Source organism: Salinisphaera shabanensis E1L3A (assembly GCF_000215955.2).
Lineage (GTDB): Bacteria > Pseudomonadota > Gammaproteobacteria > Nevskiales > Salinisphaeraceae > Salinisphaera > Salinisphaera shabanensis.
In genome coordinates this window covers 17102-34778 of the sequence record NZ_AFNV02000023.1, presented here as the reverse complement: position 1 = coordinate 34778, position 17677 = coordinate 17102, and the positions used below count along the sequence as shown (strand labels likewise).

At 60.6% G+C, this 17677-nt stretch carries 15 protein-coding genes and 2 riboswitches; of the genes, 8 read left to right on the top strand and 7 right to left on the bottom strand.

The annotated features are described in order from the left end of the window. Window positions 1–11: 11 nt before the first annotated feature. Window positions 12–1841 carry a DEAD/DEAH box helicase gene (locus SSPSH_RS14105; protein ID WP_006912772.1) on the bottom strand — a complete coding sequence of 610 codons (1830 nt, stop codon included), beginning with the start codon at window positions 1839–1841 and terminating at the stop codon, window positions 12–14. 72 nt (window positions 1842–1913) lie between these two features. After that, on the bottom strand, window positions 1914–3176 hold the full coding sequence (locus tag SSPSH_RS14100) for a D-amino acid dehydrogenase (RefSeq protein WP_006912771.1): 1263 nt from the start codon (window positions 3174–3176) through the stop codon (window positions 1914–1916). A 56-nt stretch (window positions 3177–3232) separates the two neighbouring features. Further along, window positions 3233–3336, bottom strand: a riboswitch (glycine riboswitch). Continuing rightward, window positions 3337–3427: riboswitch (glycine riboswitch) on the bottom strand. It lies immediately after the preceding riboswitch. A gap of 99 nt (window positions 3428–3526) precedes the next feature. On the opposite strand from SSPSH_RS14100, the gene SSPSH_RS14095 reads away from it, so the two are divergent. Further along, window positions 3527–3904 (top strand): cupin domain-containing protein, encoded by a 378-nt coding sequence (locus SSPSH_RS14095; protein WP_006912770.1) that lies wholly within the window; start codon window positions 3527–3529, stop codon window positions 3902–3904. A gap of 52 nt (window positions 3905–3956) precedes the next feature. Here the strand turns inward: SSPSH_RS14095 and SSPSH_RS14090 are convergent, their stop codons facing one another. Then, window positions 3957–4988: a GGDEF domain-containing protein gene (locus SSPSH_RS14090; protein WP_006912769.1), complete on the bottom strand. Its 1032-nt coding sequence runs from the start codon at window positions 4986–4988 to the stop codon at window positions 3957–3959. Between the two features lie 553 nt (window positions 4989–5541). Between SSPSH_RS14090 and SSPSH_RS14085 the strand changes: the two genes are divergently transcribed. After that, window positions 5542–6168, top strand: coding sequence for a carbonic anhydrase (locus SSPSH_RS14085; protein WP_006912768.1), 627 nt, complete (start codon window positions 5542–5544; stop codon window positions 6166–6168). 102 nt (window positions 6169–6270) lie between these two features. Here the strand turns inward: SSPSH_RS14085 and SSPSH_RS14080 are convergent, their stop codons facing one another. Then, the gene (locus SSPSH_RS14080; protein ID WP_006912767.1) at window positions 6271–7398 is read right to left on the bottom strand and encodes an aminotransferase class V-fold PLP-dependent enzyme; all 1128 of its coding nucleotides are present in this window, start codon (window positions 7396–7398) and stop codon (window positions 6271–6273) included. A 140-nt stretch (window positions 7399–7538) separates the two neighbouring features. Here SSPSH_RS14080 and SSPSH_RS14075 point away from each other — a divergent pair, with 140 nt between their 5' ends. After that, window positions 7539–8129 (top strand): acyl carrier protein phosphodiesterase, encoded by a 591-nt coding sequence (locus tag SSPSH_RS14075; protein ID WP_006912766.1) that lies wholly within the window; start codon window positions 7539–7541, stop codon window positions 8127–8129. An 88-nt stretch (window positions 8130–8217) separates the two neighbouring features. Further along, window positions 8218–9168 carry an IS481 family transposase gene (locus tag SSPSH_RS14070; RefSeq protein ID WP_006912765.1) on the top strand — a complete coding sequence of 317 codons (951 nt, stop codon included), beginning with the start codon at window positions 8218–8220 and terminating at the stop codon, window positions 9166–9168. Between the two features lie 20 nt (window positions 9169–9188). Here SSPSH_RS14070 and SSPSH_RS14065 read toward each other — a convergent pair whose 3' ends face one another. Further along, a complete protein-coding gene (locus SSPSH_RS14065) occupies window positions 9189–9791 on the bottom strand; it encodes a hypothetical protein (RefSeq protein ID WP_006912764.1) in 603 nt (200 codons plus the stop codon). Window positions 9792–9860: 69 nt separating this feature from the next. Next, window positions 9861–10307 (bottom strand): invasion associated locus B family protein, encoded by a 447-nt coding sequence (locus SSPSH_RS14060; protein WP_202962182.1) that lies wholly within the window; start codon window positions 10305–10307, stop codon window positions 9861–9863. Between the two features lie 179 nt (window positions 10308–10486). Between SSPSH_RS14060 and SSPSH_RS18075 the strand changes: the two genes are divergently transcribed. Then, a complete protein-coding gene (locus tag SSPSH_RS18075) occupies window positions 10487–11056 on the top strand; it encodes a YdcF family protein (RefSeq protein WP_006912762.1) in 570 nt (189 codons plus the stop codon). 26 nt (window positions 11057–11082) lie between these two features. Here the strand turns inward: SSPSH_RS18075 and hrpA are convergent, their stop codons facing one another. After that, window positions 11083–15003, bottom strand: a complete 3921-nt coding sequence (gene hrpA, locus SSPSH_RS14050; protein WP_006912761.1) for an ATP-dependent RNA helicase HrpA — start codon at window positions 15001–15003, stop codon at window positions 11083–11085. Window positions 15004–15101: 98 nt separating this feature from the next. Between hrpA and SSPSH_RS14045 the strand changes: the two genes are divergently transcribed. From SSPSH_RS14045 to SSPSH_RS14030, 3 genes are all read left to right on the top strand, one after another. Then, window positions 15102–15509, top strand: a complete 408-nt coding sequence (locus tag SSPSH_RS14045; protein ID WP_006912759.1) for an acyl-CoA thioesterase — start codon at window positions 15102–15104, stop codon at window positions 15507–15509. Continuing rightward, window positions 15506–16369: an N-acetylmuramoyl-L-alanine amidase gene (locus SSPSH_RS14040; protein WP_006912758.1), complete on the top strand. Its 864-nt coding sequence runs from the start codon at window positions 15506–15508 to the stop codon at window positions 16367–16369. Before SSPSH_RS14045 ends, SSPSH_RS14040 begins: the two co-directional genes overlap by 4 nt. Before the next feature lie 431 nt (window positions 16370–16800). Continuing rightward, window positions 16801–17523: a helix-turn-helix transcriptional regulator gene (locus tag SSPSH_RS14030; RefSeq protein ID WP_006912756.1), complete on the top strand. Its 723-nt coding sequence runs from the start codon at window positions 16801–16803 to the stop codon at window positions 17521–17523. Window positions 17524–17677 lie beyond the last annotated feature (154 nt).

The following is a 17677-nucleotide window of genomic DNA, read 5'->3' as shown; positions in this document are numbered from 1 at the left end:
CGCCTCGCCGCTTATTCGCTCTTCGGTTTCGCCCGCTTCTTGCCAGGCTTCGCCTTCCCGGGCTTGGCCTTGGCCTTGCCCGGTTTCTTGCTTTTCGACTTGGGCTTGGGGCCGGGTTTACCGCGTCGCCCGGCCGCTGGCGCAGGCGGTGCGCCGTCCTCGCGCTGGATCTCCAGCTGACGACCGGCCACCCAGACTGTCTTGAGATGGGCAAAGATATCTTCGGGCATGCCCTTGGGCAGATCGACGAGGCTGAAATCGTCACGGATATCGATCCGACCGATATGCGCACTGTCGACGCCGGCCTCATTGGCGATCGCGCCAACGATGTTACGCGGCTCCACACCATGCGTGCGCCCCACCTCGATACGGAACGTTTCGAGATCGCCGTCGCCGAACGACTGCTGACGCGCCTTGCTCTTGTTCGCACTCTTAGGTGTTTGTGCCCCCATATCGCGCGGGCCTGCACTGCGATCGCCGCGATCGGCCTTGCCCGGCGAAAGCATCAACGGTTCGTCGCCCTGCGCCAGATACGCCAGCGCAGCTGCGAGTTCTTCGGGATCGACATTGTGCTCGGCGCGGTATTCGTCGAGCAGTTCGCGAAACGGCTTGAGCTTGCCCTCGGCCAGCGCCACCGAAATACGCTGTTTGAAGCGTGCGACACGCTGCTCGTTGACCTCGGCGATGCTCGGCAAGTCCATCGGCTCGATCGCCTGCCGTGTGGCGCGCTCAATTGCCTTGAACAGGCGTTTTTCGCGCATGGTGACGAACAGGATTGCGTCGCCCTCGCGCCCGGCACGCCCCGTGCGTCCAATCCGGTGCACATAGGCCTCGGTATCGTGCGGAATATCGAAATTGATCACGTGGCTGATGCGTTCCACATCAAGCCCACGCGCGGCCACATCGGTCGCCACGATGATATCGAGCTGGCCGTTCTTGAGCTTGGCCACCGTACGCTCACGCTGGGCCTGCACAATGTCGCCATTGAGTGCGGCACAGGCATAGCCACGCGCCGATAGACGTTCGGCGAGTTCGTCGGTCGACTTCTTGGTACGTGCGAACACGATCATCGCGTCGAAAGGCTCGGCTTCGAGCAGACGCGTGAGCGCATCGAGCTTGCTCGTGCCGCCGCCGACGATCCAGTAACGCTGGCGGATATTGATCGCCGTGGTCGTCTTCGTCTGAATGGTGATTTCCTGCGGCTCGCGCAGGTGGGTCTTGGCGATCCGCCGAATCGCGCTGGGCATGGTCGCCGAAAACAACGCGACCTGGCGCTGCGGGGGTGTGTGCTCGAAGATCCATTCCACGTCTTCGATGAAGCCCATGCGCAGCATTTCATCCGCTTCGTCGAGCACCATCCAATCGAGCGCGTCGAGCTTGAGCGTGCCACGCTTGAGATGATCCATCACTCGCCCGGGCGTGCCTACGACCACGTTCACGCCGCGCTTGAGTGCGGCCAGCTGCGGGCCGTAGCCCTGGCCACCATAAATCGGCAGCACGTGAAATCCGGGTATATGCGACGCGTAGCGCTGGAAGGCCTCGGCGACCTGGATCGTCAACTCACGGGTGGGCGTGAGTACGAGCGCCTGCGGCCCCTTGCCGCCTTTGCCACGGTCGGGCAGGCCGGAAAGAATCGGCAGCGCAAAGGCTGCCGTTTTGCCGGTACCCGTCTGAGCTTGGCCCAACACGTCCTTGCCGTCGAGCAGCGGCGGAATCGTGGCCGCCTGAATCGGCGACGGCGTTTCGTAGCCGACATCGGCCAAGGCTGCCATTACGGCATCGGATAAAGCCAGATCGCTAAACGCGACCTGCGGGGATTCGTTTTCAGTAGGGGCGGACATGCAAAGCCTGAAGGCACGGGCGCGAACGCGCGCCCGAAGAAACACTGCGCCAGAACAGCGCGGGCACCTATTCTACCCGTTATTCACTGTTGTCGGTCCCTGTTTTTCGGTTGCCGCATCGTCGATGATCGCCGCAATCGAATCTGCGGTCAGCGCCGATAGCGTCCAGCCCAGATGGCCGTGACCGGTGTTATAGAAAACATTGGGCGCGCGCCCGGCGCCGACCCGCGGCATCATGTTCGGCATCATCGGACGCAGCCCGGCCCAAGGCACGACTTGGCGCGTCTTTACATCCGGAAAACACTGCTTCACCCATTCGACCAGCGGCGTAATACGATCAGCGCGTATGTCCCGGTTAAAGCCGTTGAACTCGGCCGTTCCGGCAACACGCAGGCGATCTTCACCCAGCCGCGCGCACACAAGCTTGGTCTCATCGTCCAATAGACTGACTTCGGGCGCTGCCTGTTTCGAGACTTCGTCTTCCAGATCGACGGTTATGGAATAACCCTTTACAGGATAAACGTTGACCCGGTCCCCCAGCTGTGACGCGACGTCGCGGCTGCCGGTTCCGGCACAGACCACCACGCCATCGAAATCCAGCGTCACCCGGTCTTCGGGCGTGTCGTTATCGCAAGCCGCGATCGTCACCTGGCGCCCATCTGTTTTGACGCTCTCGACGGTATGGTTGTAGCGAAACTGCACGCCCTGTTCATGCGCTGCCCGAGCAAGGCCTTGCGTGAATTTGTGAATATCGCCACTGGAATCGCTTTCGGTAAAGAAGCCGCCGTAGTATTCGCCGGCAAGCGTCGGTTCGATAGCCCGCATTTCCTCGGGCGTAACCGGACGGCGCTCAAGTCCCCCGTCGGCCAGCAGCCGCGAGACTTTTTCGGCATGGCGATAGCCGGCACGGTTGCGATAGATATGCAGGATGCCCTTACGCTTGACGTCGAAATCGATATTCTCGCGTTCGGCCCAGGAAAACAGGTACTCACGGGCCTCAATGGCCATACGTGCGGTTTCGGTGGTGTTGCGACCATACTGTGGAATGGCCGCCACGAACTCCAAAAACCACGACAGCTTGTGCCAGGAGGGCTTTGGGTTGACCAACAACGGGGCATCGCTGTGAAACATCCATTTCATGCCCTTGAAGACCATAGGCCAATGATTCCAGACCTCGGCGTTCGAAGCCGATAGCTGGCCACCGTTGGCAAATGAGGTCTCCATCGCAGCATAGCGATTGCGGTCAAACAGGGTGACGGTGTAACCGCGGCGAACGAGCGCATAAGCGGTGGTCACCCCAGTGATGCCGCCGCCGATGATTGCAATATGGTTCATGAGCGTCTATCCGATCGTGTCGTGCGTGAACAACCTGCTGTCATGCAGGCGCGCCGCCCCTTCCGTCACTGAACCTGAGAGATTCACCCACGGCGGAACCACCGTGCGTTTGCTCCTTCGGTGCACACGAGCCTGGCGCCCGCGCGACTCTTCGGATATGGCCACGATAACGGTCCCTGGTGCCTGAGAGTTTCCGGGGCGGTTGCTCCTTCGGCGCCGGCCCGTGGGCCGGTCTCTCCCGCTATCGCGTAGATATGGCGAACTATTGAATCAATCCCGTGCATCGATATGACAACGCGTATCGCGGTGTTCATGATCGAGCCGTGTTTATGTCCAAGATACCACGAGCAATGGTCATGCCAATACCACCCACCGTGCGCCGCGCAACCGATGCCACGGAGTTCGATACCGCCGAGCGCTGCGCGATACTCGAAGTCTCGAACAGCGTCGACGACTCGGCCGTTTCGATCGCACGCGCCCGCGTCGCGGCTGGTGTCACGACAGCCTGGCATCGGCTCCACGGCACAGCCGAGCGTTATCTGATCATCTCGGGCGAGGGGATCGTCGAAGTCGGCAACGATCTGCGTGACACTGTCACCGCAGGCGATGTCGTATGGATTCCGCCGGACGCGGCGCAACGCATTATCAATACAGGCGACGACGAGCTGCTTTTCTACGCCATCTGCACGCCGCGCTTCGAGCCGGCCTGCTACGAAGCCCTCGATTGAAACGACAAGCTCGCTTGTTGGGGCCGACCCCGCGAGCCCCGTCCAGCACAGTCTAGCCGACGACGCGATTTCGTCCTTCCGCCTTGGCCTGGTAGAGGCGACGATCAGCTTTCGAGAACAACGTTCTGAAATCCATACCATCACGCCCCAATTCCGCAATGCCGATGCTCGCCGATAGCGGGATATCCTTGCCGCGATAGCGAAACGCGCGATCCTGGATAAGATCGCGCAGGTCCTCGGCAATCTGACGAGCGTGGACGAGATCTACGTCTGACAGCAGGATCCCGAACTCCTCGCCGCCCAGGCGGCCTGCAACATCAGTCTGACGAATCCGCGAAGCGAGCAGTTCGGCGACGAAGCATAGCGCCATGTCCCCGGCGTCGTGACCGTAGTCGTCGTTCACGCGCTTGAAATGGTCGAGATCGACGACCAGCATCGCCAACGGTGTTTCATTGCGCAGGTAGCGCTGTCGCTCTCGAGCGAACACGTCGCGAAAACGCGAACGATTGGCCAGCCCCGTCAGCGGATCGGCAAGTGCCAGCGCCCGCAGCTCGCTCTCGGTCTTTTCGCGGCTGGTCTCGTAAATATAGGAAAAACCGAGAATCGACGCCGTACAGAGCAGCACGTTGGCCACACTGACATAGCCGATCCACCCGCCCCAAATCCCGTACTTATAGACAAAAATCGCGCCGGCACAGCCGATGAATACAAGCGCGACCCATAGGCCCTGCCAGCGCCCGAGCAGCAGATGCGAAAGCAACGGCACCAGAAACACCCAGACGAAAACCATGACACCGGTCTTTTCCGTCCATAGAGAAAGCATCATGACGCAGAAAAACGGCAACACGAACATCAGGTTGCTGGCCGGTGCACGTCCTGTCTCGTGGAGTACGTACAGCAACAAGGCAGCATAGGCCACCAAGCACAGCTCGGCCACGGCCAGCCAACGCGCGCCCAAATAGAAATGCAGCGAGGCATAGCAGAGCACGGCCGAGCACGTAAACCAGAGCAGCGCAGTCAATACGGTCTGTTGGTACGGTCTGACTTCGGTGAAACGATCGCGCTTCGGAAAAAAATTTTTCATCGGGCGTGCCGCGACACTGGAGCTTTTACGCACGCGCCGGGGTGAGGAATTGCCCTCTCTTCAGACCAGTTATTCATGCCCTTACCGTGCACACAGTCGCTATGCCGCGCACTCGACGTGCAGCGACAGCGTATGCCACACGCCCCCCTAGCATTAAAAATCTTCCCGTAATCGTGCGTGTTCGGCCACAGGAAACCCGCCCTCGTTATAAATTGAAACGCGCCCCGTGTCGATGATCCAGCGCATATCGAAAAACACTTCTGGTGCTGGCTATCGGCCCAACCGCATATATCTATAACCGATGACCCCAACCATCGCACGACGCCTACACGACATCGCCCATTACGCGCTAAACACACTGCCCGATCGCCTGCCGTATACACATAACAACGGCCCATAGTCGTTCGCCGGGGCGTACGTGTGCGTTACTGGAACCGAGCGCTGGACCTGCCGAACACGCCGCCAACCGAGTTACCCATGCCATAGCCACGCGCATGGTGTAAGTTTGGCAGCATCGACACGCGCTTACCGATCAAAAGGATTACCGGAACCAATGATTACCGCCGACGAAGCCCTCGAACGCCTCAAACTGGGTAACCGGCAGTTCGTAGATAATATTCAGAACGAAGAAACGCTCAGCAAACATGCCCGACCGGCCGAACTGGTCGCCGAACAGATGCCGTTTGCAATCATCCTAGGCTGCTCCGATGCACGTGTACCGGCCGAGATCGTGTTCAATCAGGGGCTCGGCGATCTGTTCGTGATTCGCGTTGCCGGGAATGTGGTCGCGCCTTCACAAATCGGCAGTATCGAGTTCGCCGCGGCCCAGTTCGGAACGCCGCTGGTCGTTGTACTCGGCCATACCCAATGCGGCGCAGTCACGACGACCCTGGATGAATTGCAGCAGCCGACAGAGAACCAGTCCCGCAACCTGCGTTCGATTGTCGACCGGGTGCGCCCGTCGGTGGAAAAACTGCTCAAAAGCGATCTCGCCGGAGACCGGCACGCGCTCATTCACGCCGCGGTAAGAGCGAATGTCGCCCGCTCGGTGCAACGGCTCTGGCACGGCTCGGATATTCTCGAGCAGCTCATTGGCGAAGACCAACTCAAAATCGTGGGCGCCGAATATGCGATCGAGACCGGCAAAGTGACATTTCTGGACGAAATCGTGCCCGAATAAACCGACACACGCTGACCATGCGCGCGGCATTTGCCGCGCACGTGATTCAAAGCCGATGAATAAGTCGCCGACCGGTCAGTTCGCCAGAGCGTCGAAAGCGGCTTAACGAACTTCGTCGAGCGCCTCGACAAAACGCGACACGCAGCGTTCGACATCATAGAGCTTATCGAGGCCGAACAATCCAACTCGGAACGACTGAAAGTCGTCGCCTTCTCCGCACATCAAGGGCACGCCGGCCGCGATCTGTACCCCCGCGTCGACGAATCGCGCGCCTGACTGAATCTTCGGATCGCGGGTATAGCTTACGACGACGCCCGAGGCTTGAAAGCCAGGTGCCGCGACGCTCTCGAATCCGCGTGCCTGGAGTGCATCACGTACCGTGTGGCCGAGCGCGAACTGACGTTCGCGCGCGGTATCGAAACCCAACGCCCGGGTCTCTTCCATCATTGCCAGCAGCCGCGTAAGCCCATCGGTCGGCATGGTGGCATGATACGCGTGCCCCCCGGCCTCGTAAGTCTCCATGATCTGCAGCCATTTGCGCAGATCACAGGCGTAGCTGCTGCTAGTGGTGGATTCGATACGCTCACGAGCCCGTTCGCTGAGCATGACCATGGCGCAGCACGGCGATGCACTCCACCCCTTCTGTGGCGCACTGATGAGGATATCGATACCGCAGGCCTGCATATCGATCCAGTGCGTGCCCGAGGCAATACAATCGAGCACGAACAAGCCCCCATAGGCGTGTACGGCATCGGCCACCGCCCGCAGATAATCCTCCGGCAAAAGCATGCCGGCCGAGGTTTCGACATGCGGCGCGAACACCACCGCCGGACGCTCGGTGTTGATCGTTTCCACGACTTTCGCAATCGGTGCCGGTGCAAACGGCGCCTGTGCGGAATCCCCTTCGCGCCGCGCGCTTAGCACGGTCGTGGCGTCTGGAATCGCCCCCATTTCCAGAATCTGGGTCCAGCGATAGCTGAACCAGCCGTTTCGAATGACAAGGCAATGCTTTTGCTGGGCAAACTGGCGCGCCACCGCTTCCATGCCGAACGTACCGCTACCCGGCACGATCACGGCTGAATGTGCGTTATAGACCTGCTTGAGCACGCCCGACACACTGGTAAGCACGTGTTTGAAACGCGACGACATATGATTGAGGGAACGATCGGTATAGACAACCGAATATTCCAGCAAGCCATCGGGGTCTACGGATGAGCGCGCCTGCGTCATGGTAAATATCCTGTGTTTTCTGCCTTCAGGCGGCTACTGTCGCATAAAACGAATATGAACAAGCAGCCGGGCGGAAGGTATTCTAGGCCGCAGTCATATGCTGAGTGTATGCTGTACGACGTGCGACCTGTATATCCTTCATGAACCTGCTCGCTCATCTGCTACTCGCCGAGCGTACGGGCACTTCTTTTGCCGGCCAGATTCTGGGCGACGAAATCAAGGGGCGACTGGACGACCGTTTTTCTCCCACGATACGCCACGGTATTCGCCTACATCGCGCAATCGATGGGCATAGCGATGCGCATAGCAGTCATCGGCGCCTGCGTAATCTGTTCGATGCGCCGCTGCGCCGTTATGCCGGCATCTTGGTGGATATCGGTTTCGACCACGCGCTGGCCCGGGCGTGGGCGTGTTTTCACGAGCAAACGCTGGAACAGTTTGCCCACCGTGCACAACACCGCGTAATCGCGGAGTGGCCCGCCATGGCGCCGTTCGGCAAAACACGATTGCGCTGGATGGAAACGATTTTGATCGGCTATCGCGAGCCGCCCGGTATTCAGCGCGCGCTCGATTCCGTTGCCGCACGTTTACGCCGCGACAACCCGGTCGCCAACGCGTTACCTGCGCTGCAAATGCACGCAGCGGCGTTCGCGCAGGAAATCGTGCCGATCATGAACGACCTCGAGGCAGTGGTTGCGCGTATCGATAACGATACGCGAGTCAAGCCCTAGATGTGACCTCTCAGTAGATTGTTCATCCGAGCCGCAAGCCTTGAAGCTGATGGGTGCTGAAATCCGTCAGACCTAAGGAGCGACCCGGATGAACACGCACAAGAATGCGCGACTCACGACGCACAGTCGACAGGTGCTGGTGCGGCGCGTGATCGAACAAGGACTCAGACCCGTTGATGTCGCCCAGGCCATGGCCGTGAGTCCACGCACCGTCTACAAATGGTTGGATCGCTATCGACGCGAAGGCTGGGCCGGGTTGGCCAACCGGAGCTGTCGACCGCGACGGTGTCCGCACCGGCTGAGCCAAGCGCAGCGCACCCGTATTATCCGGTTGCGCCGACAACGGCTTATTTATCGCGCGATCGTGCGTCAGACTGGCGTGCCCCGCGCGACGGTTGCGCGCGTGCTTCAACGCGCCGGCTTGAATCGATTATCGGCGCTTGAACCCTCACAGCCTGCGCAGCGCTACGAACACGCCGCGCCGGGCGATCTATTGCACCTGGATATCAAGAAAGTGAATCGTTTTACGCGCCCCGGCCATCGCGTCACAGGCGATCGACGCGGCAAGTCCCGCGGTGCCGGCTGGGACTATGTCCATATGGCCATCGATGACCACAGCCGGGTCGCGCACGCCACGATCTGGCCGGACGAAACCGCGGCCAGCGCGGTCCGAGCGCTAATGGCGGCCTTGCGTTACTACCGCCGTCTGGGCGTGCGCTTCAAAGCCGTGCTGACCGACAACGGGGCCTGTTATCGGTCCCGCTGTTTTGCCAAGGCCTGCCGCCGACTCGGACTCAAGCACAGGCGCACGCAGCCCTACCGGCCGCGTACCAACGGAAAGGCCGAACGCTGGATCCAGACCGCGCTAAACGAATGGGCGTATGCCCATGTCTATCAGAACGCCGACGAGCGCGCGGCCTATCTGCCGTACTGGCTGCATGACTACAACTGGCACCGACCCCATGCCAGCCTGAAGCACAAACCACCGATCAGCCGCCTGGGCTTATCCGTGAACAATGTGGTGGGTTTACACACCTAGAGCCGCATACGACGGCGCTTTCAAGCGTTCTTGGCTTGCTGTTCCGGCGCATTGCTTTCCAGTCGCCGACGCACGTCGATATCGCGCATGCGCCGTATCTCGGGCTTGTCGATCTGCTTGCCGACATAGCGTGCGACATAGCGCTTGAGTTCGCCCTCGACGTCGGCCACCAAATCGAGCACCGAAGCGCGTAGTCCCTGGGCGTTCACCTTGACATCGATATCGTTTTCGCTCGGCGCGGGCACATCGATAAAAATATGCAACGGCGCCTTGGCGCGTGCGGTCAGCCGCAAATGCGCACGCAGCTCGGTTTTGAAGCGATGATCGTGTGCCGCCAGGCGTACCGAAAGTTCCAGATCGATCGGAATCATCAACGCGAACTCGATCAGATCGCCCTCACGCCGCGTGACGGAGGGCTCGCGAATGCTGCCTTCGGCCTTGATGCTCGCCAATCCACCCGGCCCGACATAGCGTGGGCCGAAATTCACCTCGTTGCCGGTCAGATTCGCCAGCGCCTGTTCGACACGTTCAACGGTCACCGCATGTTCGAAGAAATCGCGCCCGAACGCTTCATAGGAATAATCTTCGCGCGACTCCGGGCTCGGTTTCGGATCCTCGGCCATATCGTTACCTTTTTTATTATCGATCGAGCACGAACACAGTCGACCCTGTCAGCTTTTCAATGCGACCGGTTAGTTACGAATACGATTATCGGCGTTGGTAAAGCCCTGAAGAGACACTTTCAGGTCGATCCGATCGCCGCGCGGGCCGATCAGGCTGACCGTTGCTTGGGTGCCACTACGCAACTTGTTACGTAGTGCATCATCCACGGGGAAATCGGCACGGCAGCCTTGCTCCAGGCAGATCTGGAACGGAAACCGGCGCGGCTGGTCGCCGTCGACCTGGAACTGCACGCCCGGCGCCAGCCGTGTACCCAGTGGCAGAATGAATACCATCGCGGCGGTGTCGACTTCCGGCGGATAACCCATCACCACGCGTAAAATCGGCTTGCCATTTTCAGGGCTATCGACCAGTTGGGTCATTTCGCACGCGCCTGCGCCCTGTTCTGGACAGCGTACTTCCCAATCCTGGAAGGTCTCGACCTTGCCGGAATCCTGGGCAGAAGCGGCTGTCGACATAAAAAGCATAGCGAGCGCAAACAAAACGGCGCGCATCGGCAAGACGAAACGTGGTGACATAGATTCTGGCCCCGGGGCATGTGTTTGTCGGTACTTTACTAGACAATACATCGACCGTGGCATGCCATCTTGGTTCTGCTGCTGACGCTCGTACTCATGCAAGGGACAGTGCAATCGCCATGCCGCGACTTAGACATCTGGGCTTGGCGACGGCCGCGGCGTTCGCCATCGCCCTCTTGGCCCGGGCGACGCTGGATTATGTCTGGATCGGCAGCACGCCTGCGCCCTGCGACCCCGTGAAAACGGTCAATACCACGGCGATCGTACTCAGCGGCGGTCCGGACTACCGGCGCACCCGGCGTGCGGTCGGTCTTTTCGAAGCCGGGCAAGTCGACCGGATCGTGTTTTCCGGCGCGGGTCACGGCGGCGACTCGGCGGTCAGACTCGCGCGCGAAGCGGTTCGTCTTGGGGTGCCGGACACAAACGTGATCGTCGAACGTGCTGCGCGCTCGACCTACGAAAATCTGGCCAACAGCTGTGCCCTGCCCGGCGTACGCGACGCCCAGCGGCTGGTAATCGTCACCGATCAGCACCACAGCTATCGCGCCTATCTGACTGCTCGCGCACAATGCGGGCAAACCGAAATCTGTTCAGCGCCCGCACCGGTGCCGCTGACGGCCAAGCGCCGACGTAGCGAAGCGATGAAACTCTTCGCCTACCAGCTGCTCGGCCGCGCCGCATGGTGGTAGCAACGCGACGCCCGCGTTAACCGGCTCTAGCGCAGTTCGGCAAGCGCCGCATCGAGACGTTTGGCCGACACTTTCATGGCCGTGCCCAGCGGCTGGGCATACACCTGCACTCGATATTCCTCGATCATCCAACGCAGTTCGTGCAGGCCGGCCGGGCGTTGCAGCTTGCCGGCCGCCCGTTCTGCGCGCTGCTTGTAAGCCTGCCAGTACGGCAGAATCTCGCGCATGCGCTGTTTATCGGCGCTCGCGCCGTCGCGGGCCACCTTGTCGAGGCGTTGTTCAATGGCCGCAAGGTAACGATCCAGGTTACGCGCCAAGCTGCGCGAGTACGCATGCTCACCGATAAAACCGGCATAGACCAGATGCGCCAGTTGATCGCGGATATCCTCGATCGCGGCCATCCAGTCCAGGCCGATATTCTTGGACAAGCGTTTGTTCACGCTGGCTAACCGCGATAGTGCCGGTTTGAGGTCTTCCCAGAGCGCGACCGCATCCGCCATCAGCTGTGATCGCAGCGTGACCACAAGTGCTTCGAACGCGCCCCCGTCTCGAACCGGCGTTGCGATATGCGTATCGATGAGCGCAGTCAGCAGATCGGCGAGCAAGGCCGGTTCGTTATCGTGCTCGATCGTGCGCTGACGTTCGCGGTCTGGCAGCGCCGTCACCGGCGCCGTGGGCAAACGCATCACCGCAAAACTCTTGAACTGGGGCAGATCGCGCTTAATGAGCCGGCATTGTTTGGCCGCGGCCAGACGCGCGAGCCGAATTACGCCATAGCGATGCTGCACAGCAGCCGCCTGCGGATCGTCCAGTAATTCTAGGTCGACCGACTCACCCCGATCGACGAGTGTCGGCGTGGCCTGCACGCGCACCCCGGCATGCTTGAGTTCGACGCTGTCCGCCAGATCCTGCTCGGGCCAGGCGGTCAGACCGGTTTCGCGCAGGGCATCGTCGCTGGCCTGGGCCACCGCGGCGCGCGCGCGATCGCCCAGGTCACGACTGAGTTTTTCCAGATCACGACCGGTGGCGACGACGTCGCCGTCATCGTCGACGATTTCGAAACGCAGTTTGAGATGCGGGCTCGGGGTGAAACCGTCCCAGGCGTCGGCCGGAATATGAAGCCCAGTCATGGCATGAATGGCCTCGCGTAGCGCATCCAGCGGATCGCCCTGGCCGAATTCAGCGCGCTCGGCGGCCGCACGGGCAAAATCCGGCACCGGCACCACCGCGCGTCGCAGGCGCTTGGGCAGCGCCTTGAGATATTCACGATATTTTTCTTCTAGCAGACCCGGCACCAGCCATTCCGCGCGTTCCGGTGGCATTTGCTTGAGCGCGGCCAGCGGCACACGCGCGGTAACACCGTCTTTTTCGGTGCCGGGCTCGAACGCATAATCGAGCGCGACCGGCAGATCGCCCAGGCGCATGCTTTGCGGATAGGCATCGGCCGGTAAATCGACGCCGGCATGGCGTAGCAGCTGGTCCTCGTCGAAGCGCAGCACACTGTCGTCGTTGTTCTTGAGCCACTTCTGCAGCGTTTTCTGATCACGTACGTCGGCCGGCAGGCGTTCGTCGTAGAAGCGCGCCTGCGTGGTTTCGTCGACCAGCAGATCGCGCCGTCGAAAACGCGCTTCCTGCGCCGCGATATCCTCGACGATAAGCTGGTTGTATTGCAGAAACTCCGGTACGCGCCCTCGTGAGTCGGCTACCGCGAACGCCACCAGACCGTCGCGGATAAAGATTTCGCGGGCGACGAGCGGTTCCATCCGGCCGAAATCCACCTTGCGCCCGTCGGCGAGGGTAAGCCCGAACAGCTTCACCCGTTCGCGTGCGGCCACCTGCCCGCGACGTTTCTCCCAGTGCGGTTCGTAGTGTTCACGGGTGACCAGATGATCGGCCGCTTTTTCAATCCATTTAGGGTCGACACCGGCGACGGTATGGGCAAACAGGCGGCTGGTTTCGATCAGTTCGCCGGCGACCATCCATTTCGGATTCTTCTTGGCCAGCCCCGAGCCGGGGAAGATTCGGAACTTGCGGCCCCGTGTGCCCTGATACTCGCCTTTCTCTTCGAGCTGCCCCACATGATCGAGCAGACCCGGCAGAAGCCCCTGATGCAGGGCAACGAAGTCGACTTCGGCAAGCCGCCCCTGAGCCGGATCGTTACTGATACCTAGATCGGCGCCGATACGGCGCAGCTGACGCGCCAGATCTTCCCACTCGCGCATACGCATGAAGTTGATGAAGCGCTCGCGACACCATTTACGCAGCTGATTGCCGCTGTGCTCGCGCCGTGCCTGGGCGAAGGCGTCCCAGAGCTTCAACAGGCTGACGAAATCCGAGCGCACGTCGGCGAACTCACGTTGGGCCTGGTCGGCCGCTTCGCGCATGGCCGGCGGGCGCTCGCGCGGGTCCTGAATGGTCAGCCCCGCCGCGAGTACCCGCATGGCGGTAGCGACGCCCATCGCCTGACCCGCGATGAGCATGCGCCCGATACGCGGATCCAGCGGCAGGCGCGCGAGCTGACGGCCAAGTGCCGTGATGCGCTTGTTCTCCATGGCCTGTAGCTGGGTAAGCAGATTACGGCCATCGTTGATATAGCGCCGTTCGGGTGGATCGATGAACGGGAAATTCTCGATCTCACCAAGCTTCAGGTCGGCCATGGTCAACAAGACGCTGGCCAGATTGGTGCGCCGGATTTCCGGATCGGTGAACGCCGGTCGATTGTCGTAATCGTCTTCGTCGAATAGACGAATACAGATACCCGGCGCGACGCGCCCGCAGCGCCCGGCACGCTGGTTGCAACTGGCCTGAGAGACGGGCTCGATGGGCAAACGCTGCACCTTGGCCGCGGTCGAATAACGGCTGATTCGCGCCAGCCCGCTATCGATCACGTAACGAATACCGGGCACCGTAAGCGAGGTTTCGGCCACATTGGTCGACAACACCACCCGGCGACCGTTGCTGGCCGAAAAAATCCGGTTCTGGGCACTACGCGTCAGGCGCGCATAAAGCGGTACGATTTCAGCGGTGAACTTGTCGCCCGCCAGTGCTTTCGACAGATGTCGCTCGCAGTCGCGTATATCGCGCTCGCCGGGTAGAAACACCAAAATATCGCCCGAGCCGGTGCCCTCACCTGGCCGCCAGAGCTCGCGCACGGCCGACTCCACGGATTGCGGCAGATCGTCGTCGTTTTCTTCCGGCGGGCGATAGCGAACCGTCACCGGATAACCGCGCCCTTCTACGTTGATCACCGGTGCCTCGTCGAAAAAACGGGCAAAGCGATCCGGGTCGATGGTTGCCGAGGTAACGACGACTTTCAGATCCGGGCGCTTGGGCAATAGCTGCTTCAGATAGCCGAGCAGAAAATCGACGTTGAGCGTGCGCTCGTGGGCCTCGTCAATCACGATCGCTTCATAGGCGTTCAGAAAGCGATCGCGTGCGGTCTCCGCCAGCAGAATGCCGTCGGTCATCAGTTTGATCTGGGTGGCATCCGAGAGTTTTTTCTCGAACCGGGTCTGGAAACCCACCAGATCGCCGAAGGATGTATCCAGCTCTTCGGCAATACGCTGGCCGACACTGCGCGCGGCCAATCGGCGCGGCTGGGTATGGCCGATCAGCCCACGCGCGCCAAAGCCCGCCTGCATGAGAATCTTAGGCAATTGCGTGGTCTTACCGGAGCCGGTTTCGCCGCAGACGACTACCACCTGATGGCGCTCGAGCGCAGCGCGGATTTCGTCGGCGCGTGCAGTGACCGGCAGACCTTCGACCAGCTCGACCTCGCCGCGCGCGCTCGCTCGCCTTTCGGTGATCGTCGCGCTCTTTTCGATTTCGGCAGCGACGCGCGCCCTCGCCTCGGCGTCACGTGCTCGCTGCCAGCGGCGTGTGAGCCGATGTCGATCGCGTGTTTGCACGTGGCCCAGCACGTGATCGGTTTGAGCGGTTGCGGTCAATTTTTTTCCTCGAATCGACGGTAACTGTGCGAACCGTTGATGGCCGCGAACGCACGCATCGGTTAGCCTGCGCCTCTCAGAGGACTGGCAAGCAGACCATGAATTTTCATACGCGCAAGTGGATCAAACCCGAAGATCTCAATCCGAACGGCACTCTGTTCGGCGGCAGCCTGCTGCGCTGGATCGATGAAGAAGCCGCGATCTACGCGATCGTTCAGCTCGATCATCGCCATATCGTCACCAAGTACATGTCCGAAATCAATTTCGTGTCCAGTGCGCGCCAGGGCGACATCATCGAGTTGGGCATTGCCGCGACCCGTTTTGGTACCACTTCGCTAACCATGCGTTGTGAAGTGCGCAACAAGATCACGCGCCGCAGCATCCTGCGAATCGACAAAATCGTGTTCGTGAGCATGGGCGAAGATGGCCGCCCGCGTCCGCACGGCAAGACCGAAGTCACCTATATCAAGGACCGTTTCGCCGACGGCGCAGAAGACGCCGAATGATCGCGAGCGAACTCGATCCGTGCCCGCGCCAGCCCGGTGCGGGCCGGCTGTTACTGCTGCTCGGCCTGGTCGTGGCGATCGCCGGCTGTACGCCCGCCACGCTCAAGCAACGTAACGGCTACTGGGCCGATCAGGCTCAAACCGCGCAGGCCTTCAATCATCGTGTGCGTTTTCTGGTGCTGCACTATACCGGCGGCGATGAAGCGCGGGCGATCAAGGTATTGACCGGCCCGTCCGTGAGTTCGCATTACGTGGTTGCCGACCAGCCACCCCGGCGTGGCGGCAACCCGGTGGTATACCAACTCGTCGACGAGCACGCGCGTGCCTGGCATGCCGGGCGCAGTGCCTGGGGCGGCCGAACCCATCTCAACGACAGTTCGATCGGTATCGAAATCGTCAATCCCGGCCCGGTTGATACGCCCAGTGGCACCGTCTGGCGCGGTTTTGACGGTGGACAGATCGAAGCGGTTACCACGCTGGCGCGCGATATTATCGCGCGTTATGACATCGCCCCCGAAAATGTCGTCGCGCATGCCGACATTTCACCCGGTCGCAAAATCGACCCTGGGCCGGCGTTTCCCTGGGAGCAGCTCTATCGGCAAGGCATCGGTGCCTGGCCCGACGAACCCACCGTCAATGCTTATCGAGAGCGCTTCCGCTACGCCATGCCCGGCATCGCTGCCATCCAGTCCGCGCTGTCACGCTATGGCTACGATATCGACACCACCGGCGTGCTCGATCAACCAACCCACTCGGTCGTCGTCTCCTTTCAGATGCATTTTCGCCCCGGGCGCTACGACGGCATCCCCGACCTGGAAACCGTTGCGCGGCTCTGGGCGCTTAACGACAAATACCGCTAGTTTTTTCAAGCGGCGCATTCAGGTTTGCACGACCGGCTAAACCGCTGACTGATTGCGAAAATTTCTATTTTTCGTCGCAAACAGGTCGTGTCCTCGTTGCGCATACGATTTTACAGCGCGGCGTCGTGCCGCTAATACTCGATCCATTCGATCAATAACAAAAACCCGATTTGACGCACCTGCGTCGAGTAACAAGGGGCCCGAATGGATCGAGTCGACGTCTTCATCACCAATCTCTATCAATCGATCGAACACTGTCGTACCGACAGCTTTCGTGAAACCGCGCTGCAGCTGCTGAGTTCGGTCATCGATTTCGATGGCGCCCTCTGGGGCTGCGGAAACTACACATCCTGCGTATTTCACAGCGTGGCGACCCTCGGCTCGAGCCGGGCTACTCACGCGCGCTCGAACAGACCCAAACCATCAATCCCATGTTGCCGGCATTGATGGCCAACGTCGGTGATGCCGTGGATATGCGTTCGATCATCGACGACACGGCGTTTCGGCAAAGCGCGATCTATCGCCAATGTTTTTCCCGTTACGGCGTCGAGCGGGTAATCAGCTATCTCGCCTACGATGGACGCAGACATATTTATACGTTGCTGAGCTTGTATCGTTTCGACGCGGAACGGGCGTTCACGGACTACGAGCGGGCAATGTTCGAACGAGTCGCCTATCACCTGATCGCCGCAGAAAGCCATGCCTTCTTCTTTCATGTCGCCCGGCGGGATCGTCTGGCACATACCAGTATTCATGCGGCCGTCTGCGACGATCATGGTCTGCTTTATCAAGCCCAGCCGAGCTTCATCGACCTTGTAGAAGCCACGTTCGAGAACTGGCATCAGCCCCACTTGCCTTTTGCGTTGCCTGCGCCCGGCGAATCCGTGATATGCAACGGCCTTCATATCGAAAACGAACCGCTGGGCGATCTGTTCTGTATCGCGATTCGTTACGCGGGCCCGCTGGACGCCCTCCAACGCCGCGATCGTGAAATCGTCGCCGGCATCTGTCGCGGTATGACATTCAAGGATATTGGCCGCGAACTGCATCTGGCGCCTTCCACGGTCTCCAATCGCCTGTACCGCGTGTATCGAAAGCTGGGGGTAACCAGCCGCAGCTCCCTTGTACGGCTGATTCACCGCTCGTCGCTTTAGCATTCGGCGCTACCAGGGCCACGAAGCCCGGTATAAATTTACCTGCCTTATCGCTGTACCTGCCGCCTGCGCTCGGCTATCAATGAATACAGGTTCGTGTTTTTACGCCCTTCCGACGCCAACGGACGGTGCACTGAACGCAGCAGCCGTTCTT